The following is a 25,104-nucleotide window of genomic DNA, read 5'->3' on the forward strand; positions in this document are numbered from 1 at the left end:
TTCTACTTAGTATAAATACCTATAGATTTCTTAACCTTATGGACAACCATTCTGCCCTTACGCTTAATCATATTTTTGACTATTATTGGTTTAAGATCTTCAAAGGATACATTTTCTTCATCATACTTTCTTATGAGAGATATAGCATCAAATTTGCATCTTGTGGTACATGCCCCACATCCTATGCACGTATATTCGTCTACTGTTGTAGCTCCACAGCTTAGGCATCTCTCTGTTTCCTTCTTTACTTGTTCTTCTGTAAGAGTCTCTCTTAGGTCATTAAAGGAAGTCTTAGCCTTTGCTCCATCTACATGAGTTGTCCTCTGTCTTGGAGCATTATCATATCCTTCAAGTATCAAATTTTCCTTGTCCAAGGCATGATATGCTCTTCTATCACGTCCAAGTACTAAGCTTTGCCCCGGTTGAACAAAACGATGAATGGAAATTGCAGCTTCTTTTCCTAGAGCAATGGCATCTATGGCAAATTTAGGACCTGTCATAGCATCACCACCTGCAAATACATCTGATTCAGCAGTTTGAAGAGTAAAGGAATCAGCTTTGATAGTCTTATTTGGATTAAGCTCTATCTTTGAGCCCTCTAATAGATTTCCCCATTCAATACCTTGACCTATGGATAATAATATATGGTCTGCTTTTACTGTAATAGTATTGTTTTCATCATACTTAGGATTGAACCTCTTGTTCTCATCAAATACAGAAGTACACTTCTTAAATTCTATGGCTACTACACGGCCATTTTCCGTGACAATTCTCTTAGGACCCCAAGAGTTATTTATTACGATATCTTCTGACATTGCCTCATCAACCTCTTCATCTAGAGCGGGCATCTCCTCTCGACTTTCTAAACAGAACATATCTACCTTTGATGCTCCTACTCTTGTAGCTGTTCTGGCTACGTCTATAGCCACATTCCCTCCACCTATGACTACTACATTTCCTTCAAGCTTTACTTCTCTTCCCAAATTTACATCTCTAAGGAAATCAACTCCTGTAATAACCCCTTCTCCCTCTTCTCCTTCAATTCCTAATTTTCTTCCTGATTGTGCTCCTATTGCAAGATAAAATGCCTTGTATCCTTGTTGTCTTAATTCCTTGAGGCTTATATCTTCTCCTACTTCAATACCCGTCTTAAACTCTACCCCTAATTCTTTTAGAATATCTATTTCAGCATTTACTACATTTTTTTCCAATCTATAGGATGGAATTCCGAGAGTAAGCATGCCGCCTAAGGCCTGTTGTTTTTCAAATACTGTCACCTTGTATCCATCGATGGCTAAGTAATATGCACAGGATAAACCAGAAGGACCTGCTCCTATAACGGCTATTTTCTTTCCATAATTATGTTTAACTTTTGGTATATAACGATTTTCCTTGTTTAAGTCCTGTTCCGCTATGAATTTTTTAATATCATCTATAGCTACTGGGTCATCTATATCCCCTCTAGTACATACAGATTCGCATTTTCTTGGACATATACGTCCACATACTGCAGGGAATGGGTTTTCATTTTTTATCAGTTCAAGGGCCTCCTTGTATTTTCCTTGAGAAGCCAACTTAATATAACCTTGGATAGAAATATGAGCCGGGCACTGAGTCTTACAAGGGCTTGTTCCTGTATCCACTACATTCTCTCTGTTTGTACGATAATCAGGATTCCATTTATCTGGTCCCCATTCTGTATTAGATGGAAAATCTATCCTTTTATTTTCTTTAATTGGTGTTTTAGCACATATTTTTTGACCTAGCTTTAATGCATTTATAGGACAGACTTGGACACATTCTCCACAGGCAACACATTTCTCCTTATCAATATGAGATACATAGTTTGATCTGACCATATCATTATTTAAGAACATCCCTGCAGTTCTTAAAGATAGGCAGCTACATCCACAACAGTTACATATTGCATGAGTCTTTCCAAAACCATCTAAATTTGGTATTTGATGCATCAAACCATTTTCTTCTGCTCTTTTTATGATTTCAAAGGCTTCTTCCTTAGTTATTTGCTTACCTCTTCCTGTACGGATATAATATTCCGCTGCATGTCCCAATTGGATACACATGTCCTCCTTTAAATGTCCACAGCCTTCTCCCATAACCTCTCTAGCCGTACGACAGGAGCAATCAGATACTGAAAATATTTCATTTTCATTTAGATATTTTGATACTTCCTCATAAGATGCTCTTCTTGTTTCACCATCAATGGCTGTTTCAATAGGAATGACACGCATCAGACCTTTCCCCACCGGAAATGCTCCTGCTGTTTTTGGCCCTCTTACTCTACCATAAGCCTCGAAAGCTTCTGCTATTTGAGGATATTTCTTTACATTTTCCTTATTGTTAACCATCATTTCCATAACTCCTGGCACCCAAGTATCAAGCCAGTATTTATCTTCTCCATCTATTTTATTTACAAAACAAGCACCAGCAACTGCTAATTCCCATAAATGTTTTTCTGTATCCTCTAGGGATTGGCTGCATAAAGGTGCTACTTCCTTTGCACTCTTTGGCTTGCGAAATTCTAAGCATAATCCTACTTCTGCCATTTCATCTGTGACTACTGGTTCTAATATCATATATTCAGGATCTTTATAGTTATATGCTGACTTTGAATTAGGCTTCTTTCTACCAATATGATTTGCTAAATCCAATACTTTTGGCTTTCCCATAAATCTCACTCCTTAATGTTTTTATTCCTGCCAGCTTTTTACCTCATTACGAATCCAATTAGTCCATTCTTCAATTCCTTCTCCAGTCCTTGCAGAAATAGGAATAATCTTTATATTTGGATTTAATTTCTTTGCACGAGCCTTTACTGCCTCTAAATCAAAGTTAAAATAATCTATTACATCTATTTTATTAATAAGTAAAACATCTGCAATTGAAAACATCAAGGGATATTTAAGTGGCTTATCATCACCCTCTGGTACACTTAGTATCATAGCATTTCTAGATGAACCTGTATCAAATTCTGCCGGACATACAAGATTACCTACATTTTCCAGTATTATAAAGTCAAGATTTTCTGTTCCTAATCCTTCTAGCCCCTGTCTTGTCATATCAGCATCTAGATGACACATTCCCCCCGTATGCAATTGGATTACCTTTGTACCTGTTTGAGCTACTGCATGAGCATCCACATCAGAGTCTATATCTGCTTCCATAACTCCAATTTTCATATCCAATTTCAAAGCTTCAATAGTCCTTAAAACTGTAGTTGTTTTACCTGATCCTGGTGATGACATGAGATTTAACAGAAATATTCCCTTGTTTTTCAATTCATCCCTAAGAATATCTGCTTGTCGATTGTTATCTTCGAAAATATTTTCCTTGATTTCTAAAACTTTAAATTTCTCCATTTATTACCCGCCTCCCTACAAATTTTCATTACATTTACAATACAGCTCTATAAAAATCGTTACTATTTTGTCACTTTCATTGTATTTAAAATAAAATTTACTGTCAAAAAAGGGGAGACAGTAAGATTTCAATGTTTATCGACTTTCTATTTCAAGTATTGTTTACACTTGTAAATTATATAATCCTAATTCTAAGCACTTCTTATAAAAAAATATGTAAACATTACTTGAATGTAAAAAAGTCATTGGAATGTGCTGAAATACTATAGATTAGGAATTAAATTAATGATAAACTATAGTTGAATTTACGTTATTTTTTTAACGTAATATTTTGAAAGTATCAAATCATTATATTTATATGAAAGGGGTTTTGGTTATGTTCTTTTTTGAAACGCTTCCCTGGTATAACATAATTATGTGGTTTGTTGTTCTTGGCATTCTTATCGGATTGAATGAGCTTTCGCGCACAAGTAAAAGAGTAAGTATTTTTATGTTTATGGTTTTACCGATAATCCTTACTATAGTTTGGGTCACCAGAGGCCCTAATGAAATTACATCTTGGTTTACTTGGGTCAAGGTTTATTCGGCACTAGCAGGTTGCCTTATTTATATGGTCGTTCGATTTACAGACTACCATAAGAAACACAGATGGTATCTAATACTTATTCCATCTATCTTAGCTATCAATATCTTGGAAGCTGTAGCACGAGAATTTCAAGTTGGTATAGCTGGCTTTAATGGAATGGTTGACGGTATGTATTATATATCCGGAGGGTGGAACTATTTAAATGCAATAGCTGGAATTCTAAATATTTTGGTGATTTGCGGTTGGTTTGGTATCTACTCTACTTCAGGTAAACGTAGAGATATGATATGGCCTGACCAAAATCTCCTTTATATTATAGCTTATGGAGTTTGGAATATATCCTATGTATATTCCTGTGCACCTGGCAACGCCTTGTATTCAGGATTAGCATTAAATCTTGCACCCACTATTCCTGCACTTTTATGGTCAAAAGGAACTTGGATGCAAAACCGTGCACATACATTGTTATTTTGGATGTCATGGGTCATGACATTCCCATATTTCTTTGCTACAGGCAGTATTTTTAATGTAAAGGTAAGCTACAATCCTCAAGCTAACTGGACTCTGGCAATACTATCTTTAAGTCTTAATATAATATTGGCAGTTTGGCAGTTCTACCGAATCGCTAAATATGGTCTCAATCCTTTAAAGGACCAGATCTGGAAGGATTCAAAAATAAGTTCAAAGCTAGAATCTATATAAATTAAAGAAAATCTCCTTAATCGCTATTGATTTAAGGAGATTTTTAATATAATTAATCAATTGGCTAGAAAAAACGATTTAATAAATCTATAGAATACCGTATACAGTTTTCCATTGAAAGTGTGCTCATAATTTCACCTGCTAAAAATACATTGTGTTTACCTTGCATGGATTCCATTTTATCATAAAATCCATTTTCTAAGGCATAAGTATCTACATAGGGGCAATGCTGCCAATTTTTAGCCTGATAAAGCCTTGGATTCTGTATACCTAATTTTAACAAGTCCTCCTTAATAATATCTAAAGCAGAAATTTTAGAGCTATCATTAGGATTATATGCATAAAGCATCACCATCCCTTCATTATCCTCTTCATCCCACCTAGAGTTCCATATGGTAATATGTCCTTGCCGATTGGGTGATAAGTTTTCTAATACGCATCCACAGCCCTTGGGGATTTTATCAGCTATGAATGCATAAACATTAAATGATTGATATCTTATACTGCTTAGGTGTCGCTTCATATCTTGATCCCAAAAATGAAGATTTGAAAATTGATCCAAGGGAGCGGCAATGATAACTCGATTAAATTCAAGAATTTCAAATTGAGTTTGTACCAATAGAGTTTCTCGCTGAGACAAAGAAATATCTATTACCTTTTGACCTAGCCGGATATCTTTGATTTCCTTTCTTAGTCGTTCTGTCAATGAAGAAACCCCATTCTTCCAGGTAGCAAACTCTGGTAACTCCATAAAGGACATTAAATGGTCGTAGTTTAAGATTCTAAGTACATATAGGGCTGGTACTTCATCAATATTGCCTAATCCAAAGATAGTAAAATATTGGGTGTAGATGGTCTTTAAAATCCGAAATTCATGTATATCGCACCATTTTGAAAATGGAAGCATTAATACAGGCTCAACATTTTCAATATTTGATTTTTTAAGTGACTTATACATCTCTAATACATCTGGCAATCGATCCAGTTCATCCACAAAGTCTTCCAATTTTTCCTTCGGTATGGGTATAGTTTTTTGACCATTAGTATTATAATTAGTACGAGATAATTTTGGTCCATCTGCTTTGATATTTAGCCGTTTCATTAAAGCCTTAAGATATGGTTGAGAAGGTAGGCCAAATATGGCCCCCAGTTCGTGAGATTTTCCCTTATGCCAGATGGTATACAATTTACCACCTATCCGTTCATCTTTTTCAAAAACAGTGATATTTTTATATCCCCTTTTTTGCAGACCTTCGGCTATAACAAGTCCTGAAAGTCCTCCACCAACTACTGCAATTTTACAGTCTTCCCTGTTCACTTTTCTCACCCCGCCTTGAATAATTTATCAATGCCAGAATCCAAAGTGGCAATGTATCTAAATCTACATTATTTTGTGATGCCCTTTCAAGTACTGCCTCAACAGGTGTCCTACCTGTATTGTGACCATTTAGGATTATATTGTAAAAGTTATATTCCCTTATAAATTTATTAAGTGCACCTTCAACCTTTGCAAATGAATCAAGTTCATGATTCAAACCAATTTTATCATAGAACTCTGTAACCAAAAACTTATTTAATGACATCATATCTTCTAATGCCGTATTATCCTCAGAAGAAATAAATATATGATTTATATGAAGCTCTTCTATAACTTCTTTATACTTATTACCTTTTACAAAGTAAGGTAAAAACTCCTTTTTTCTGTCAGTAGCTAAATTTGTAATATTTATATTGAATAGCTTCAATAAATAAACTAATTTACGCTCAAAATAATTCCATATATCAATATCCTGTTTTTTATTGTATAGTTTTACCGCTATCCATTTTGAAGCAGCATCGTAGAAACTATATTGATATATTTTTCCAATACCATCAAAAGTTCCCATAAAGTTAATCCGCTGGATAACTAAATACCCTGGATAAATCTCCTGTTTATTAAAAAATCCAAGTATTTCCTTACTATCCTTTCGATTAGTTTTCATATGAAATGCTTTATTCTTAGAATATTGCACTCTCTGAGCCTTTCTTGTCAAATTATTTCGCCTTAAGACATTATAAATACCTGTCTCTCCGATATCAATTCCTTCAGCTCTTAGTTCATAATAAATTCTTTTAGGTCCATCGGCAGGATAACTGCTTACATATGCTAATATTTCCTGCTCAATAGTCTTATTGACTTTATTAGGCATTTGTGGCTTTTGTGGTTCCTTTATTTCCAGTCCAACCATGCCATACTTCTGATAAGCCCTTTGCCAATTATAAAAGGTTGTCCTAGAAATACCAAACAGCTCACAGGTCCGGGAAACGTTATTCTCCTTCAATGCATGTTTCAATATCATATATTTATTATGTGCATTAAATCCTTTGGATTTCATAACAGTACCTCCTTTCCTTTAATGAGCATTTCAATGATATAGCCTTCATGTCTACTAATTTACTTCACATTATCATATCACCATCATTATACTATATTCTCAAGAATTTCCCAATTTTTTCCTTATTTTCTCTATTTATTTCTTGTTAAATGTACCTATCATAATATGAATTTACTTTCATCTATTATATAATAATAAGTATAATGATAAATATGGAGGGATTATATATGACTAAATTTAAAGAAATTAGACCTGAAGAATTTAACTATAGCCCATTTAAATTAATTGGCAAGGATTGGATGCTAATTACTGCAGAAAAGGATGGAAAAACTAATACAATGACTGCTTCTTGGGGTGGTTTAGGTGTTATGTGGAATAAGAATGTGGCATATATAGTTATTCGTCCACAACGCTATACTAAGGAGTTTATAGATAATTCAGATTCATTCTCATTGACCTACTTTGATGATAGTTTTAGAGAAACATTATCTTATCTTGGAACAAAATCTGGTAGAGATGAAGATAAAATCAAAAAATCTAATTTTACAGTTTTACATGATAATAATATTCCTTATTTTGAAGAAGCAAATATAGCAATCTTCTGTAAGAAATTATTTGCTCAGGAATATAAACCTGAGTCATTCATTGATCAGGAACTTAATGAAAAAATCTATCCTAATTCTGACCATCATACATTATATATTGGAGAAGTAACTAAGATATTGGTGAGAGAATAATAAATATCTAGCATACACATCATGAAAATATAGGTTTAATTATAATGGATTATATAACTAAGAGAGACTGAAATAATTTCAGTCTCTCTTTTAAATTTATCTTTTTGATTTAATTGAAAAAATACAATGATATAAAATATTTTGAAATACTGTTGCCAATAGGAAACAAATACTTAAAATATAATAAGCACGATTCTTTTCTGTACTATAGACAAGCAAAAAATATACTGTCCATATACTCATGATAATAGTCAATAGCATTATAGGAATATTAATATTATAGCCTGTATTTCCCTTACGGTAACGCAGATATGCAATGATTCCAAGAGCAATGATGATACTTATAGCAATCCATTTCATCGTTGGAATAGGAAATGCCTTCTGCCATTTACCGTTAAGATATATCACATGACGAAGCATTCCCATTCGAGTTTTAGTAAAATAATGAGCTGCATAGGCTCCGATTATTGCTAAAAACTCTAAGATGCCACACAAAATTGCGCATATATATTTACTTCTATTTTGCCGCCTTGTCATTTGAAAGTTCACCTACTGTCGTATAAACGACTTCACCAGTATTTGGATCTCCCACCTGAACATGATGATCATCATTCATTTGCCATTGATACCATCCACCGTCATACATACTCATATTGGTATATCCATTTTCGTACATAATTAAAAACGGAATTGATGCACGCCAACCTGTTCCACAATAGAAAGAAAGCTCATTATCCAAGGTAAAGTTAAGTCCTTTCCAAAGCTCTTTCATTTCATCCATTGTAATATAGGTTCCATCTTCATGGGTATAGTCTTCCATATGGTATGGATCACTACCTGCTTTACCCCATACAGCCCCCTTAGGCTCTCCAGCTTTATCAATGTAAGAATAACCGCTTGTTTCACCATTGAACTCCTTATATGAACGAATACTTACTAAACGGAAATTAGAATCATCTTTTAATTTCTTATCCACATCTTCAACTGATATCCAAAACTGCGGATTCACCGGAACCTTTGCACCAAATTCCGTTGCAGGTGTTGCATCATTTGCAGTAGTTTCTAATTCATATCCTGCTTTTGTCCACGCATCAAGACTTCCATTAAGCACCTTAACATTCTCAACTCCTGCCCATAAATATGCATATGCAACTCTGGCAGTACCAGAAACATCAGATCCATATAGAATAACAGCAGTATCCTTTGTAACTCCAAGTTCAAGCATTGCTTGTTCAACTTCTTCTGGAGATTTTAGATTCCAATAAGGTTCTCCCTCGATGCTTGCAATATCTACATGCACAGCACCTGGTATGTGACCAGTATTATAATCCGGACTATCATCAGCTGATCCCCAAGAAGCTTCCAAAATTATATATTTCTTTGATTCTTCCTGCTTCCCATCAATAACACTTTTAACCCACTGTGGAGAAACAAATACTTTCTTTACATCCACAGCTTCAACCTTTTCAACTTCTGACTTCTGTGTATCTTCATCCTTAGCTACTGATTCTTTATTTACCAGATTACTATCTGATTTCTTAGGTTGTTGTTTACATCCTGTAAATACTGTTATCATTAATGCAGCTACAAGTAACAAAGTAAAAAATTTCTTGTTCATTTAAAAGCCTCCTACTAGTATCTTATTATAATATCCTTATATCTATATAAAGTTAAATATCTTTAAAAGTGTAGCATTTCTATTTTATAAAGTCTAATTAATAAAATCTATAAATAAAATTAAGGATATAGATAAAATCTATAGAAAAAGTTTCTAGTATAGTTAATAATTCTAGCTATTAATATGGAAGTCTCAATAATAGTAATGTAGATATAATTATATCGATTATCTCTAAGTCTATATCTACTATTAAAAAAACTAGGCATAAGCCTAGTTTCAGATTGTTGACTTATTGCTTCTTGGTTTGCAAAAATCAAGAAGCAATTTCAAGTTCGCAAAATTTTTTTTCAAAAACTTCAAATATTGACACAAACAAGCCAAAAAGCAAAGGGGTTAAGCCGTTCTTCCACAACCTATTCGCCAATTTTTTGAGATTCATGCAGGCAAATAAGAGGTTTAGTTCCATTTTCACTCGGTCTAAACCTCTATGCTTGACATAACGCATACCATGAAGCTCCTTAGCATCTGCAAAGACTCGTTCAATGGTTTGGCTTGGGAGTGCATAGAGTTCCTTGCTTCCTACAGTATTATGCTCATTAGCCATAATTCAAATTATATATTTAACCATAAAGCGGGACGAACGCCGCCTGTACATTTGCCATCGCTGATGTTGCCTTTCAATATATTGTTGCCTTGGATACCTATATTACCGTCAGTCCCAAAGATGTACACGGCTTTTACATTAACGCGGCCGGGCGACCGAAGCCACCACCACCAACTCCATTCTTTACCCTGAAGTCTTGCTATTCGCTTACTGTTGTTTTCATCTTTTCTTTCAAACCAATATCTTTGATTTTTTCCTCGGTTTTGCAGTTTTGAACGGCTATCACCGAAATATTTGCACACTTCCTCAAGGCTTAATAAAAATATACTGTCTTGCGTATCTGCTCCGCCCTTTGAACCATACCACTGATTATCAGGATTTTTATTTATTACCGGAATTATCCTTGATTTATCAGTTGCGTTGAATTTGTCATAAAATTCACCATTAAGATATTTTCTTAACGCGCAGTCAGCCCATGTTATATCTTTATAAGCATCATGGTAAGCACGTTGTTCTATTATTTCTTCAGTTATAACCAAAGCCGAGTTATTTTGTATGTCAAGCACACGCCAGTTGTAGTCACCGAATGATATTATCGAGCCAATTTTATAATCTTCCATTGTCCTTCTCCTTAATAGGGAATAATAAATCAAGTTGTAAATCTTCCATTTTACTGCCTTTTTGTATAAAATTATAAAAAATTCAACGTTTCTTCAAATCCCTGCCCCGCAACAGTTTCAGGCGATGTCCAGCGTGGGGAATCGCAGTCGTTATCATATTTATCGCTGGCGTTGACCCATTCTCTTAATAAACGCCAATCCTCAAAATCCCATGTCCTCAATACATGTGCGGCATATAACCCACCACTAAAGGTTCGCTTTACTAAAGGCATGGGTATTTCTATGTCATCTGGAACAGATACCCAACCTTCATATATGTGAGAAGGTTCTCCAAGTACTATTGCCTCCTTAGAGCAGTCAAAACCAAAAAATTCGGGCAAGTAATGTGTATATTATCCGACTAATAATTAGTATAGCATAATTCTTTTACTAATCATAGATATTAAAAAGCCATCAACATATAAAATGTCGATGGCCTGAAACTAGGCATAAGCCTAGTTTTTATTTAACCAATCTATTGTATTCTGTATAATAAGGGCTGCACCCTTCCACATTTCTCCTTCGTCAATATCAAACTTAGGATTATGATGTGGATGAAATTCTCCGTCTATTTCTGCCATGTTACTAAGATAGAAAAAGGTTCCCGGAACTTCTTGTAAGAAAAAGGACATATCCTCTGCACCCATTACAGGCGATTTCATCTCTATTATATCTTCTTCTGGGATTATCTTCTTAGCCGATTCTACAAATCCCTTAGTAAACTCCTCTGAGTTTATAAGTGCCGGATAACAGAATTCATAATCAATCTCATAACTAGCTCCATGGGCTAGGGTTATTCCCTTTACTATTTCTTCTATTCTTCTGGAGATTCTCTGCCTAGTCTCTTCATTTACTGTCCTTATTGTTCCTTGAATTTCAACTGAATCTGGAATTATATTATGGTTAAATCCCCCGTCTATTCTAGTAACAGATACTACTGCTGGTTCCACTGGATCTACTTCGCGGCTGATTATTGTCTGTAATGCTAAAACAATTTCTGAAGCTGTAACAATAGGGTCTATAGATTGATGAGGGTATGCACCATGAGAACCCTTCCCATTTATTTTAATATACATTACATCTACTGCTGCCATCATTGCTCCATAAGATACTCCTATTTTTCCTTTAGGAATTTCCTTTCCTAGATTTCCTAAGTGCAGTCCCATTACAGCATCTACCTTAGGATTTTCCAAAGCACCTTCTTCTATCATAGGTTTTGCACCACCTGGATATTCCTCTCCAGGTTGAAATAGTAACTTTACATTACCTTTAAATTTATCTTTATTTTCATTCAATACCTTAGCTACTCCTAGCAAGATGGCAGTATGTCCATCATGTCCACAGGCATGCATACATCCATTATTTGACGCAAATTCTAATCCCGTTTTCTCTTTAACAGGAAGAGCATCGGTGTCCGCTCTTAATCCTATGGTCTTTCCTTCTTCTTTACCTTTTATTAATCCTACGATAGCATTTCCATTTACTAAGGTATGGTATTCTATATTCATATTATCTAATTCATCCATTATAAACTTTGCGGTCTTTGGTAAATCCAGTCCTATTTCTGGTATTTGATGAAGTTCTCTTCTCCAGTTAATTATATCTTCTTCTATTTTCTTTACTTCTTGGATTATATTGAACATATCTACATCACCTCAATGATTAATTTAGCAAACTATACCGTATATAAAGCTATCTTCATTTCATTATATCTCTTATATCTGTAATGTCTCTAATTATATCATATAATCCATCTTAGTATTACTCTAACTATTATATATTATTGTTCCGCTTTCTCCAACCAATGCTTCCTTTGCTTTTTCTAATGAAGCTATTATCGCTTGTCTTCCTTTTCTTGATTTGGCAAAATTTACTGCCGCTATTACCTTTGGAAGCATACTTCCCGGTGCAAATTGTCCTTCTTCTATATATCTATAAGCCTCTTCTATAGACATCTTATCTAAATTGGTTTGGTCTTCCTTTCCAAAGTTGATAGCTATTCTATCCACAGCTGTTAGGACAAATAAATAATCTGCATCAACTAATTCTGCAATTTTGCCGCTAGCGAAATCTTTATCTATTACACCGTTAACTCCTTCATAGCCAAAGTCTTTTTTAACTACTGGAATTCCGCCACCACCAACTGTTATTACTATATGTCCATCCTTCACTAGAGTTTTTATACATTCTTTTTCAACTATGTCTATAGGTTTTGGTGAAGCTACTACTCTTCTATATCCTCTCCCAGAATCCTCTATCATTTTATAGCCCTTTGCTATTACTAGTTTTTCTGCTTCTTCTTTAGAATAAAATCTTCCTATAGGCTTTGTAGGATTCTGTAAAGCTTCATCATTTTCATCTACTACAACTTGAGTTACTATAGTTACCACATCTTTATTTATATTTCTTCTATTTAACTCTTCATATATTCTATTTTGGAGATGGTATCCAATATATCCCTGACTCATTGCAATACATTCTGGAAAAGGCATAGATACTTCTTCCATAGCTAGGTTAATCATACCTACTTGAGGCCCATTTCCATGAGCAATTATTACTTCGTGCCCTTTCTCTATAAGGTCTACTATTGGTTTTGCCGTTTCCTTTACCAGCTCAAATTGTTCTTTTGGAGTATCTCCTAAAGCATTTCCTCCTAAAGCAATTAATATCCTGCTCATATTTCCCTCCTAGTTATTTTTATTAAACTCAAGAATTGCCTTTTTAAAACATTCCATTGGTGGACTTACTAAACCTGCACCAACTTGTCCTATACCTGCAACCTTATGAGCCATTCCAGTATTGATTATAGGTAAAATACCTTTTTCAATTACTTTAACTATATCTATTCCTATGGCAGAACCACGAAAGTCTAAAGTTGGAATAGAATAATTTGTATTTTCACCTACAGTTATTTCATACATTTTTTCACTATATCCAATGGCATCTTCTACAGTTCCTCCTACAAACTGAACTATAGCTGGAGACCCACCCATGGCAAATCCTCCTATGCCCATGGTTTCTGTAATAGCACTATCTCCTATGTCTGGGTTAGCATCTTCCTCTTTAAACCCTGGGAACATCAGTCCTTTTATCATATTTGCAGGAGCAGTAAACCATTGGTCTTCACCAAGACCACTTACTCTTATTCCAAAATCTACACCGTTTCTTGCCATTGTAGTTACCACAGTAGAATTTTCTACTCCATGAGCTGCATCTGTTGCAACCTTACAGGATGGCATAGATAGATTTAGGAAATAATGTTCATTCATCTTTATGAAATTTAATACTCTCTTTTTTATATCTATATCTACATCAGTATCTATGATATAAGAAGTTATTTCCCTAAAGAATAAACTAGTAGCCGCCTTGTTCCTATTATGACATTCATCTCCCATATGAACTGCTTGAGAAATTATAGACTTTATATCTATTCCTCCATCAATACTCTTTAAAGCCTTTTTCATAGTAGGTGCAAACTCTTCTTCTATCCATTTAAGTCTTTCTATAACTTCATCATTAAATGCACCATATCTTAGAACCTTTCCTAATCCCTCATTAATTGTACAATAACCATAATTTCCATATGTCTTGTTATATACTACATGTACTGGCATAGAAGGAGATACTATACCTGCCATAGGTCCCACAGTACAGTATTCATTACAAGGTGAAAACTCAATTTCTCCCGATGATGCTATCTTTATTGCTTCTTCTTCATTTTTAGCTCTGCCTTCATAAATTAAAGCTCCTATTACGGCTCCCTTCATTGGTCCAGCCATTCTTTCCCATTCTATAGGTGGTCCCGAATGGAGTATTATATTTTCCTTCATCCCTGGGATTACATTTATTGCCTTATCTATATCTATGAGCATAGGATGAGAATTCATCATTCTTTCTACTGCCTTTTTATTAGCCTCTTTTATATCTTCTCTACCAGATAATCTATCAATTATATTTAATAATTCTATATCTCCACCAGCAGCAGGTACCCAATCTAGTTGCAATACATCTTGCCCCTGAAGTTCTAAATCATCTTTAAATTTGCTTGTCCCTATATTTAATATCTTTAATTCTTGTGAAAACAAATTATTAATACCACTCATGTCAAACCCTCCTATTATGATAATATTTCTATTACTATATTGGCTGCTTCAATATTACTTTCTGCAATTAATACTCTTTCCTGCTCTAACATTTTTCTTTGTTTTTCATAATTTTGTTTATCAATATCTGTACCACAAATATAAGCTACAAATATTAAATTTCTTCCATGAGAATTAGCAATATTTTTTGCCTCTTTAATAGATTTTATAGTAACTCCTACAGGATCTTCATGAGACCCATATCCTAGTTCAAAATCCATGAGTATAACTCCTACTTCTTCATCCTTTGCTTCTTTTATTATCCTATCAAGCCTTAAAGTAGGCTCTATCATGGGATGAGGTTTTCCTACAGTAAATTCGTCTTCTCCTAAATCTAATAGTACATTCCCATGATAATCATTTATGTTCTCAAGCTTTTCGTTTTCGTTTTTAGCTACATTGCTTCTAACAGAGTCAAAGCTTCCCCTTAAAATAGATAGTGCTTCAGCACATAGTGTACCTCCACAGAATAATCCTCTAAAATATCTTTGTTCTGGCTTTAATGACTTCTTCAACTCTTTAGCATCTATAAATGAATTATTCTCTTTTTCAATTTCCTCTTTACATCCATTTGATAGCTCTACAGCTTTCTTTGCTGCTTCATAAAGTCCATAAACAAATATAGCTTTTGAATCCTTTTCATCTTCTTTATTTCCATCTATAAAACATATAACTACTGGTTTATCTACCTTCTTTATTTCCTCCAGTATTTTCTTTTCTACAGATTTTGCTGGTGGCTTAGAGATTAAAACTATTACTTCAGTATCCTTATCTCCACTTAAAGCCTTTAGCCCTTCTATCATCATAATTCCACCAATTTCTTCTTTAAGGTCTCTTCCTCCTGTTCCTATTCCTTGAGAGATTCCTCCTCCAAGTCTATGGATTTGAACCATGACCTCTTGAAGTCCTGTACCTGAAGCTCCAACTATTCCTATATTTCCATTTCTTACTTCATTGGCAAAACACAATCCAACATTGTTTATACTAGCAGTGCCGCAATCAGGTCCCATTACTAAAAGTCCTTTTTCTCTACCTATTTCCTTTAACTCTTTTTCCTCTTCTAGAGTTACATTATCACTAAACATCATTACATGAAGACCTTTTTCTAAAGCCTTTTTTGCTTCCCTAGCTGCATATCGCCCCGGTACTGAAATCACTGCTAAATTAGCATCTTCCATTTGTTGCAATGCTGCATCGATTGTCTTGGGGCTTTCTAATTCGCCTTTATTCTTCTTTTTATTTTTTGGACTTAAAAGCTCTTCTACTAACTTTAAAGCCTCCTCATAACTATTCTCATTTTCCGCCTTTATGGCAATTATTAAATCATTATTTCCAGCATCATCTGACTCCTTTGTAGCTAGTCCAACATTTTGTAACAATTGTTTATTCATTTCTGTTGCCATAGATACTACTGCCTCTTCTACTCCCTTTACATCTAGTATTTTGCTGGACAAAGACATCAAAGTAACAGAGTCATAATAGGCATTTTTTCTAATTATTGTATTTTTCATAGTTCTTATTCCTCCATATTGAAATTGTTTATTAATAAAATAAATGCAGTAACTACTCCAACAGCTAAGTCAGTCCCGGAAGAAGACCCAATATTCAGTAATCTTTCCAAAAATAAAAGGAACTGTTCTTTATCTCCATCTAAGAATGCATTTATAAAACTTAAAATATATTCTCTGGATTCACCTCTTAAAGTAATTGAAAGCATTTGTTTACTTACATCAGTAGTTGAGATTTTATCTATATCAATTAAATTTATTAATTTTCTTTTTATTTTATTGGAATAATCTGTTGAGATTATATTTAGTACGGATAAGAAACCCGTTAGAAAATCATCACCAGAAGGTGTTAACCCAATTCCAAATCCGATTAAGGAATTAATCTTAACTTCATCTATATTTCCATAATTTAAAGCATCTAAGAATACTTCTATTCTCCTCGATAATTCTTTTTCAATTAACCCGAGATTACAAGCTTTTACTTTTAAATAATTCTCTAAATAAAAATATCTACATCCACCATTTGAACCCTTCTCTAAAATAAAATCATTAAAATATCCTATATTTTTCATTATTAAGTTTTTATTTAAATCTCTTCTCTTTTCTACATTAGGATTCCACAATATACCATTAGATCCCAAATCTATTTTTACTTTATCCTCTATAATTAGGCTGTTGTCCATTTTAAATAATCTATTTCCTTCTTCTAAATCCAAATCTTCAAAACTTATATTTCTATTGTCTATTCTCAAGGTGAAGGGACTATTATCTATACTTTTAGATCCTATGGTATACATATTGTCTTTATTATCTAAAAAGTTTATAGTTCTAGAGTAGATGCTGTGGATTTTGCCTACCCTCTCTAAATTCCTATTCTCATTAAAAAATTCAATGAAGTGTTTGTCATAAGCATAAGCACTAAAACTTATGATTTCATATCCATCTTTCTCCATAGACCGTCCCTTCCTCTTAGTTAATCCTTACTCATTATCTGGTAGACATAAATCTAAGATTATTGATACTAATCCTGCTGGAACTACTCCAGATGTCAAGAAAAGTTGTATATCTCTAGGCAAATTTTGAGTTGCTTCCGGTACTATATTTAATCCTATACCAAGTCCTAAGGATATTGCGATTATAAGCATGTTTCTACTATTCATTTTTATATTTCTCAATAAAGATAAGCCAGATACAGCTACCATAGAAAACATGGCGATAGCTGCCCCTCCTAATACTGGTTCTGGCATTATAGCTATCAAAGAACCAAATTTAGGAAATATAGATAGAACTATTAAAATAATTCCTCCTATCTTTACCACATGTCTGCTAAATACACCTGTTAAGTTAACTACTCCTATATTCTGAGTATAGGAAGTATTGGGAAATCCGTTAAATAAAGCTGCTATACTACTTCCTAATCCATCGGCAATTACTCCTCCACTCATTTCTTCGTCAGTGGCTTCTCTGCCTTCTGCTCCGATAGTAAGGGCAGATATATCTCCTATGGTTTCTATTGCTGTGGCAACGTACATGAAAAGCATGGCTATTATAGCAGTTGGTTTAAATGACCATTTATATGCAAAGGGCTTAGGTAGTGAAATCCAGCCTGATTCCATCACTGGAGTTATATCTATTATTCCTAAAAAATAAGATATTAAATATCCAGATACTAATCCTATTAGTATTGATGAGGATTTTAAGAATTTGTTCTTGCTCTGATTAAATAAAATTATTATGACTAAAACTGTTGTTGAAATTAGTAAGCTTCTTAAATCTCCCATATTGGTGCTTCCACCTGCTGCTTGCTTTATACCAACAGGTATAAGTGTTATTCCTATTGTTAGTACTACTATGCCTGCTACTAAAGGTGTAAATATTTTCTTTAATCTTAGGAGATTTTTCCCTAAAAACACCTCAAATAATCCTCCGATAAAGCTAGCACCTAAAACTCCACCTATTCCAAAATCTTTGGCTATGGCTAAAACTGTAGATATAAAAGCATTGCTAGTCCCCATTACTATAGGAAGCCCTGAACCTATCCCTTTATGTTTCATTATCTGTATAAAGGTTGCTACTCCAGCCATAAATAAAGCACATTGTATTAAAAATGTTGTTTCACTTGGTGGTAAATCTAATAAAGCTGATAATAAAAGGGGTACAGTAATATTGGCAGCAAACATAGCTAATATATGTTGAAATGCTAAGGGTATGGCTTTGGATAACTCTGGCTTATCTTCAATACCATAAACAATATCCATTTCCGTTTTTTTATTTTCCATAATATCACCTCTGTTTTATGAAAGGGATATATCATCGCTATATCCCTTTCATATAGTTTTTTATATTACTACGACTGCAATTATAATCAGTAAGGCTAATGCTCCTAATATATATCTTAGATTTCCCTTTATAACGTCTATTATGTCTATTTCAAAACCTTTTGATAGGGCTGCAACATTTATCTGAACAGGACTTATTTGAGTTCCAAGTCCTGTTGCTATGGCTACAAAACCCATGGCTTCTGAAGGTAGTCCTAATGCTGATAAAGTAGGAAGTATCAATGTTAGAACTCCGGCCGCAAATGCTCCAGAAGGAATAGCTATTAAAAATGCTATAATCATTGCTACAGGTAGTATTATTGCTTCTGGAACATTACTTGCTAAGGCTGCTATTTGCTCAAAGGTTCCCAGTTCTCCAATCATATTTATGAATGCTAGGAACATTCCTACTGCAAATAAAGTAGTTAATATAAATCTAGAGCCCTCAATCAATGCCTCACAGGTTTCATCTATATTAAGAGGAGTTAAGAGCACTGTTAAAATACTTGTGAAGATAACCGCTGTTGCAGGTGTAAATAGATTTATTCCAATTAATGAATTTAAGGCATTTCCACCTACTACCATTACTAATAGGGCAATTGCTGGTATAGATTGTTTTAGCAGAGTACCATTGCTTTTATTTTCATCATTGTTTTCTTTTTTAGCATTGTCTTTTGTAAGAGCCCCTCTTTTATAAACACCATAGATAGCTAGTCCAGCAGCTAGCAAATAAAAAGCTATAGTATATGGTCTCATAGCCGCTGCGTGAGATATTACATCTCTTCCAACACTTTCTGCCGCTAATACTGTTTCTGTTGATGCTGGAGATGTGGTAAATCCTACTGCTGAAACTATTGCCATTGCTACAATAACCTCAGGAATTGCCCCTACTGCAGCTGCCGCTAATGGTGCAGTAACCATGGTATTTCCTGCACCCATTCCTGCCATATATGTTGCAAAACCTTGTATTAAAACTATAATTCCTGCTAGTATACCTATCTTTCCCTTTAAACTCCTTCTAGCTAATTCTACTAAAGATTCTATACTTCCAGCTTTTGAAACCATTGCAGCTGATGCAGCATAGATTATTGGAACTGTAATGCCTAACATATTAGTTATACCACCTACAAACATTTGGCTTGCTTTTGACATCTCTAATCCACCTATTAAAATGGCTAGAATTCCTCCTATTAATCCCGCAAAAAGCATATGCTGCTTTTTAAATAAAAGTGCTAATACTACAACTAATGGTATTATATTTATTAACAAACTCATGCCTAGTCGCCTCCTTATTGATTATTTATTACATTAGTTCCAAAAATATCATTTTTGAAGTATCCATATATATTAGCTTGTCTGATTATTGAATCCACTTTAGTTCCGGCATCTATAACTATGAAGTTTGCTTTATTTCCTTCTTTGATATTATAATCAAATTTTAAAGCTTCTCCAGGAATAATAGACACCATATCAAATAATTTATTTAGGTCTTTTTCTCCACCCATATGACATCCATGAGCAGCTATTAATATTTCTTCCAATAAGTTTCCATTTCCAAAAGGATTAAAGGGATCTCTAATGTTATCAGATCCAATTGCTACAGGTATATCATGGTCTAGTAAATATTTAACTGGAGCTATGCCTCTTCTAATATTTATTTTATCTGCTCTTCCCTGTAGATATAGGTTAGTAGAAGGTAATGAAATTATATTTATCTTTGCTTTTTTAACCAACTCAACAATAGGTAATATAATTTCCTTTTCATTTGCCGATAGACTACAGCAATGACCTGCTGTCACTCTACCAATATATCCATTAGCTATAGTCAACCTTGCCAAATCATTGATTATTAAAGAATCAGCATCATCGGTTTCGTCTATATGCATATCAATATCTACATCATATTTCATTGCTAAATCAAATATCATATTCATATGCTTTATTGGGTCTTCTTCTATTCCAGGTATTCCACCAACTATATCAGCTCCCATCTTTAAGGCTTCCTCCAGATAAAAATAGGACCTACTATTTTTTATTATCCCATCTTGAGGAAAAGCTACTATTTGAATATCCATTGATTCCTTATATTCTTCTTTTAATTCTAATAAAGCTTCAATTGATTTTAGTTGAATCTTATCATCTACATCTATATGAGTTCTAAGGAATCTAGTTCCATTTCTAAAAGAAAGATCTAAGATCTTCTTAGATCTTTCTTTTACATCTTCTTTTGTCATACTATGTTTATATTTACTCATGATTTCAATTGCTTCATATAAGGTACCACTTTTATTTATTACTTTTTCTCCTATTAAAGCCTTATCAAGATGCATATGACCATCTACAAATCCGCTTATAACTATCCTATTCTCTAAGTCTATAATTTGGGTATCTAGGTCTATAGGTTCAATATCTTTTTCGACCTTTTCAACTAATCCATCTTTAATATAGACATCTTGTATTTCATTAACGAAAGGGAAATATCCATTTTTCAAGATATAATCCATTTAGCCACCTCAATTCTTATATTATTTTTCAATAATAACAGCCACAGGACCTCCACCAGCTGGACCTTGATGTTCTGCACCACCTGATACATAAACCATGGGATCTCCTACAATTGAAGCTATAACACCATTTACTACTGCCCTAGCATGACGAGTATGATTTATATCTGAGTCTGTTAACATGGTGTTTCTTCTATTTCTTACATATCCATCTGGAGAAGCTTCTGCCTTAGCAAGTATATTCACTATTCTTTTCTTATCTTCTTCATTTGGCAGTTTATCTATGTCTAATCCACTATTAATCATAGCTTCAATAACTCCTTCTAGATCTATGGCATCCTTCATGACACTATGACCTATCCTATATTTACTAATGGAGTTTTTAGAATTACCCATCAATATGATTTCGCAGTTCATTAATTCTACTCCTGCAGAAGTTGAAGCCACTTTTGAATATAAAGACCAATCTTTTAATATAGTCTCTTCTGTAACTTTTGCTTCTTCTACTTCATCTAAAGCAACAGCCACTCCTAAAGCAGAAGCTCCTCTTGTATATCCCATTGATTTGTAAGTGTCTTCTACAACAACAGATTTTCCTCTTGATTTTGCTTCTATAATCCTATCTGAAGTCAATAAAGGACATTTTATCTGTACAAAATGAACATCTTCCTTTTCTTCAATTCCCGCTGATTCCATAAGCTCTAAAACTACTCTTTTTACTTCTTTAACCATAGTTAAAGTACCCATTTCTTCAGGTAAAAAGTCTCTAGTAAAACCTACACTTACAGCTAAGGATTTTTCTTCTGTTTTTACCTCTTCTACTTCTTTTTTAGTGAAAATAGTAGCATGGGGAGTCATTACCCCTTCAGTTCCACCAGACATTACAAAAGCAACCTTTTCTTCTACTTCTTTTTCAGTTTTCCCTAACTCTCTAGCTAAAAAACTTCTAAAGGAAGCTGTACAAAATCCTCTGGTAAAGTCATTTACACAACCATTACCTTCCGTTTTACCTAAAACAGCCACAATTTCTTCAGGTATAATCTCACCCGTTTCTATTAATTTTTTCAAACCAACTACATCATCTGGTCCTGCCATAGGAATCTTATACACTTTTACGTCCATCATTGCTTTCTCCTCCTTATTCATATTGATTAGTTTTCCTCCATTTGTTGAAATTTAATAATTTATTTGAAATTAAAAAATATTTTAATTTTTCCCTTGACAAAAGCATATCATACACCTTTTTTATAGTCATCATTATATCTAGCCAAAAAAAATGGGTCCCATTGTCAACTATTGACAATTGTACCCATTTTATTACTCTTTCCATTATTATATATATATAATTATCTTTGATTTGATGCAAGCCATAGATAGATATTATATGCTAATACTAATTCTCCAACTTCAAATCCGTTATCTATCTTTATTCCCAATTCTTTTATCCTATCTATTCTATATCTCAAAGTATTGTAGTGTATAAACAAACTCTCTGCTGATTTCTTAACATTAAAATTTTCCTCTATTAAAACCTTTAAAGTTTCCATTAACCTCATATCATTTACCTTATCGTATTCTATTATTTTCCCTAGCTTATTATTTACATATCTATTTAGAATCTCTATATCCTTTACTTCTTTTATAATATTAAACATCTCATAATCACTATAATGACTTACAAAGGAATTTTGATTTAAAATAGAACCTGTGATTACACTGCTTTGAGCTTCTTTATAGGCTAAGGAAAAACTGTCCATATCCTTTGCCGTATTAGATATCCCTATCCCTATCTTAACTTTATCTCTTAGCCTTTCTACGATTAATTTTCCCACTTCTATGCAATTTTCTTTAATGTTGTTCATAAATATAACATTAATAAAAATTACAATGGAATCATCTATATACACAGTTTTAATTTTATTGCTATTTATTAATAATTTCTCCTCAAGAATTTTTTCTATATACCTCGAGTCTAAAATATATTCATATAATATCTTTTTCTTTTTATCATCTTCCATTAATAATTTTGCAATCATTATTACCTCTGGAAATTCCATATTCCATCCAAAGGTTTTAGCTTTATTGATAGTATCTATAGGAGAATCTATCTTTCCCTGTAATATATCTCTAATAAATGCGTCTTGAAAACTTTTCTCCTTCTCTAATACGGCATAATTCTTATAGAACACAGATGCTATTAATAGAGAAGCTTGCTCGACAGCCACTATTAAACTCTGATTATTAACTTCTCCTTTTAACAGTACGATGTATCCAAATCTAGTCTTTCCTGCATTTATATAATGTTTTATATAGGATTCTTCCTCATATTCTATATCTTTTACTTTAACTTTAAATCTATTATTTCCATGGTTATTAGAAAATGATATTATAGATACTTCCTGTTCCTCTAAATCTTTAGACATATGTGTAATATTTAAATCATTATCTAATAAAAGAACTGGAAACTTTACTATTTCAGATAAATTATTTACTAACGAATCTATATCTTCTCCTTTTAGAAAAAGCTTCATCAGGCTTTCATGGACGTGATTTCTAAAATTTAATATATTTATATGTTTATTTAGGGATAATTCAAGGATTTCAGTTACCAGCTTAGATAAATTGGCATCCTGTGGCAGCTCTATAATTGGAAAATCCAAATCATCGGCTTGCTTTATCATGGTTGGTGGTATTTCCTTTATATACCTTATAGGTTTTATACATATGCCAGCTAAATTTAGTTCTACTGATTTTGGAATAAGTTCATTGGTGGCAGTTTCATTGTTATATATTGGATATAAAGTGGTAATCAGCAGACTATGAGTATCTACATAGGGAAATATATCTGGAACTTCCATTAATGTTGCGTTATTTACTATATTAGATAATCCCTTTTTACCAGCAACTATTCTAGCATGTTTAAATCCATCTAATTCTAATACATCTTTTACTGTTATAAGCATATTAATCACCCATTTCTAATTTAGATAATCATCTATTAATCTTTCTATAGCAGTACTGAAATTATTGGTATAGTCAATATAGATAATATATGACTTATTATATTGAATTTTAAGGCAAACTCTATTTCACAATCATGTTTTTGAGTTAAGACTACAAGTAGTATTGCTGTTGGTAATGATTGCATTGTAACTACTATACTTGTAAGGAGCTGTGGTGCATTTATAGCCTTAAGTAATAATAATGCCACAATTGGAGCTACAATTAATTTAATAAAACAAGCATAATATATATCCTTATCTCCTATTATTTCCTTTAATTTCAGCTTAGTCATTTTTTCACCCAATATTAGCATTGATAATGGTGAGGTAAGTGCTGACAACATTGAAAGAGGCTTACTAACTACATAAGGCATCTCTATTTTTAGTATAAACATTATTGTACCTAGAAATACTGCAATTAATGCTGGAGTTTTCGCTAATATTTTAAATGGTGATTGTGTTTTTTCCTTTGAAAGTATTCTTTCTCCATAAGTCCACAATATAGTATGGTAAGGTATCATAAATACAGAGGCATAAAGCACCGCTTCTTGTCCAAACAATTCAAATATCAAAGGAAGCCCCATAAATCCTGAGTTAGGAAATGATGTACCAAATATTAAAACAGCTTTTTTCTCTCTAGGATATTTTATAAAAAGAATCTTAGATATTAACACGGTGATAACATGTATTCCTACAGAATATACAACTATTAATAATACTCCTCTTAATGTATCCTTTGAATAACTCATATTAAAGGACGAAATTATAAGTGCTGGTAAAGCTATTGCTGTAAGTACTTGGGTCATACCCTTGGATATATCTTCATTTATTATATTTTTCTTTGTTGCTATATATCCTACTGCCATTAGTATTGCTAATACTGTGACTTGCTGTATTACAAAAGATGTTTGCATATTGTTCCCCCTCAATCTAAATTACTTTTATTATATATATTTATTTTATTAAAAA

At 33.2% G+C, this 25,104-nt stretch carries 21 protein-coding genes; 2 read left to right on the forward strand and 19 right to left on the reverse strand.

Annotation, left to right across the window (positions count from 1 at the left end; translation table 11 throughout):
- Positions 1 to 2: 2 nt before the first annotated feature.
- Together RDK80_RS10685 and hypB are read right to left on the reverse strand one after the other, a co-directional pair.
- Positions 3 to 2,690: an FAD-dependent oxidoreductase gene (locus tag RDK80_RS10685; protein ID WP_308524282.1), complete on the reverse strand. Its 2,688-nt coding sequence runs from the start codon at positions 2,688 to 2,690 to the stop codon at positions 3 to 5.
- Between the two features lie 21 nt (positions 2,691 to 2,711).
- Positions 2,712 to 3,380: a hydrogenase nickel incorporation protein HypB gene (gene hypB, locus RDK80_RS10690; RefSeq protein WP_308524283.1), complete on the reverse strand. Its 669-nt coding sequence runs from the start codon at positions 3,378 to 3,380 to the stop codon at positions 2,712 to 2,714.
- A gap of 376 nt (positions 3,381 to 3,756) precedes the next feature.
- Between hypB and RDK80_RS10695 the strand changes: the two genes are divergently transcribed.
- Positions 3,757 to 4,668: a DUF5692 family protein gene (locus RDK80_RS10695; protein ID WP_308524284.1), complete on the forward strand. Its 912-nt coding sequence runs from the start codon at positions 3,757 to 3,759 to the stop codon at positions 4,666 to 4,668.
- A 64-nt stretch (positions 4,669 to 4,732) separates the two neighbouring features.
- Here the strand turns inward: RDK80_RS10695 and RDK80_RS10700 are convergent, their stop codons facing one another.
- Positions 4,733 to 5,986 (reverse strand): FAD-dependent oxidoreductase, encoded by a 1,254-nt coding sequence (locus RDK80_RS10700; RefSeq protein ID WP_308524285.1) that lies wholly within the window; start codon positions 5,984 to 5,986, stop codon positions 4,733 to 4,735.
- Positions 5,967 to 7,043: a helix-turn-helix domain-containing protein gene (locus RDK80_RS10705; protein ID WP_308524286.1), complete on the reverse strand. Its 1,077-nt coding sequence runs from the start codon at positions 7,041 to 7,043 to the stop codon at positions 5,967 to 5,969. The genes RDK80_RS10700 and RDK80_RS10705 overlap by 20 nt, the downstream gene beginning before the upstream one ends.
- Positions 7,044 to 7,270: 227 nt before the next feature.
- On the opposite strand from RDK80_RS10705, the gene RDK80_RS10710 reads away from it, so the two are divergent.
- A complete protein-coding gene (locus tag RDK80_RS10710) occupies positions 7,271 to 7,780 on the forward strand; it encodes a flavin reductase family protein (protein ID WP_216559504.1) in 510 nt (169 codons plus the stop codon).
- 96 nt (positions 7,781 to 7,876) lie between these two features.
- Here RDK80_RS10710 and RDK80_RS10715 read toward each other — a convergent pair whose 3' ends face one another.
- The 15 genes from RDK80_RS10715 to RDK80_RS10785 form a co-directional block, all read right to left on the reverse strand.
- Complete coding sequence (locus tag RDK80_RS10715; protein ID WP_308524287.1) at positions 7,877 to 8,317, reverse strand: hypothetical protein; 441 nt, start codon at positions 8,315 to 8,317, stop codon at positions 7,877 to 7,879.
- The gene (locus RDK80_RS10720; RefSeq protein ID WP_308524288.1) at positions 8,298 to 9,398 is read right to left on the reverse strand and encodes a rhodanese-like domain-containing protein; all 1,101 of its coding nucleotides are present in this window, start codon (positions 9,396 to 9,398) and stop codon (positions 8,298 to 8,300) included. Before RDK80_RS10720 ends, RDK80_RS10715 begins: the two co-directional genes overlap by 20 nt.
- 313 nt (positions 9,399 to 9,711) lie before the next feature.
- On the reverse strand, positions 9,712 to 10,005 hold the full coding sequence (locus RDK80_RS10725) for a transposase (protein WP_374041669.1): 294 nt from the start codon (positions 10,003 to 10,005) through the stop codon (positions 9,712 to 9,714).
- 5 nt (positions 10,006 to 10,010) lie between these two features.
- Positions 10,011 to 10,622: a DUF6273 domain-containing protein gene (locus tag RDK80_RS10730; protein ID WP_216559510.1), complete on the reverse strand. Its 612-nt coding sequence runs from the start codon at positions 10,620 to 10,622 to the stop codon at positions 10,011 to 10,013.
- 494 nt (positions 10,623 to 11,116) lie between these two features.
- Entirely contained in the window at positions 11,117 to 12,304 is a 1,188-nt protein-coding gene (locus RDK80_RS10735; protein WP_308524289.1) for a M20 family metallopeptidase, read from the reverse strand.
- Between the two features lie 123 nt (positions 12,305 to 12,427).
- Complete coding sequence (gene arcC, locus RDK80_RS10740; protein WP_308524290.1) at positions 12,428 to 13,339, reverse strand: carbamate kinase; 912 nt, start codon at positions 13,337 to 13,339, stop codon at positions 12,428 to 12,430.
- Positions 13,340 to 13,348: 9 nt separating this feature from the next.
- Positions 13,349 to 14,764, reverse strand: coding sequence for a DUF1116 domain-containing protein (locus RDK80_RS10745; protein ID WP_308524291.1), 1,416 nt, complete (start codon positions 14,762 to 14,764; stop codon positions 13,349 to 13,351).
- A 14-nt stretch (positions 14,765 to 14,778) separates the two neighbouring features.
- The gene (gene fdrA / locus RDK80_RS10750; protein ID WP_308524292.1) at positions 14,779 to 16,314 is read right to left on the reverse strand and encodes an acyl-CoA synthetase FdrA; all 1,536 of its coding nucleotides are present in this window, start codon (positions 16,312 to 16,314) and stop codon (positions 14,779 to 14,781) included.
- A 5-nt stretch (positions 16,315 to 16,319) separates the two neighbouring features.
- Complete coding sequence (locus tag RDK80_RS10755) at positions 16,320 to 17,264, reverse strand: DUF2877 domain-containing protein (RefSeq protein WP_308524293.1); 945 nt, start codon at positions 17,262 to 17,264, stop codon at positions 16,320 to 16,322.
- A 27-nt stretch (positions 17,265 to 17,291) separates the two neighbouring features.
- Positions 17,292 to 18,590, reverse strand: coding sequence for a nucleobase:cation symporter-2 family protein (locus RDK80_RS10760; protein ID WP_308524294.1), 1,299 nt, complete (start codon positions 18,588 to 18,590; stop codon positions 17,292 to 17,294).
- Between the two features lie 60 nt (positions 18,591 to 18,650).
- Positions 18,651 to 19,904, reverse strand: a complete 1,254-nt coding sequence (locus RDK80_RS10765) for a hypothetical protein (protein WP_308524295.1) — start codon at positions 19,902 to 19,904, stop codon at positions 18,651 to 18,653.
- 14 nt (positions 19,905 to 19,918) lie between these two features.
- Positions 19,919 to 21,133: an amidohydrolase family protein gene (locus RDK80_RS10770; protein WP_308524296.1), complete on the reverse strand. Its 1,215-nt coding sequence runs from the start codon at positions 21,131 to 21,133 to the stop codon at positions 19,919 to 19,921.
- 21 nt (positions 21,134 to 21,154) lie between these two features.
- A complete protein-coding gene (locus tag RDK80_RS10775; RefSeq protein WP_308524297.1) occupies positions 21,155 to 22,258 on the reverse strand; it encodes a ring-opening amidohydrolase in 1,104 nt (367 codons plus the stop codon).
- 221 nt (positions 22,259 to 22,479) lie between these two features.
- A complete protein-coding gene (locus RDK80_RS10780) occupies positions 22,480 to 24,096 on the reverse strand; it encodes a PucR family transcriptional regulator ligand-binding domain-containing protein (protein WP_308524298.1) in 1,617 nt (538 codons plus the stop codon).
- 44 nt (positions 24,097 to 24,140) lie between these two features.
- On the reverse strand, positions 24,141 to 25,049 hold the full coding sequence (locus tag RDK80_RS10785) for an AEC family transporter (protein WP_308524299.1): 909 nt from the start codon (positions 25,047 to 25,049) through the stop codon (positions 24,141 to 24,143).
- Positions 25,050 to 25,104 lie beyond the last annotated feature (55 nt).

The sequence above is a fragment of the uncultured Tissierella sp. genome, assembly GCF_902479755.1.
Lineage (GTDB): Bacteria > Bacillota > Clostridia > Tissierellales > Tissierellaceae > Tissierella > Tissierella carlieri.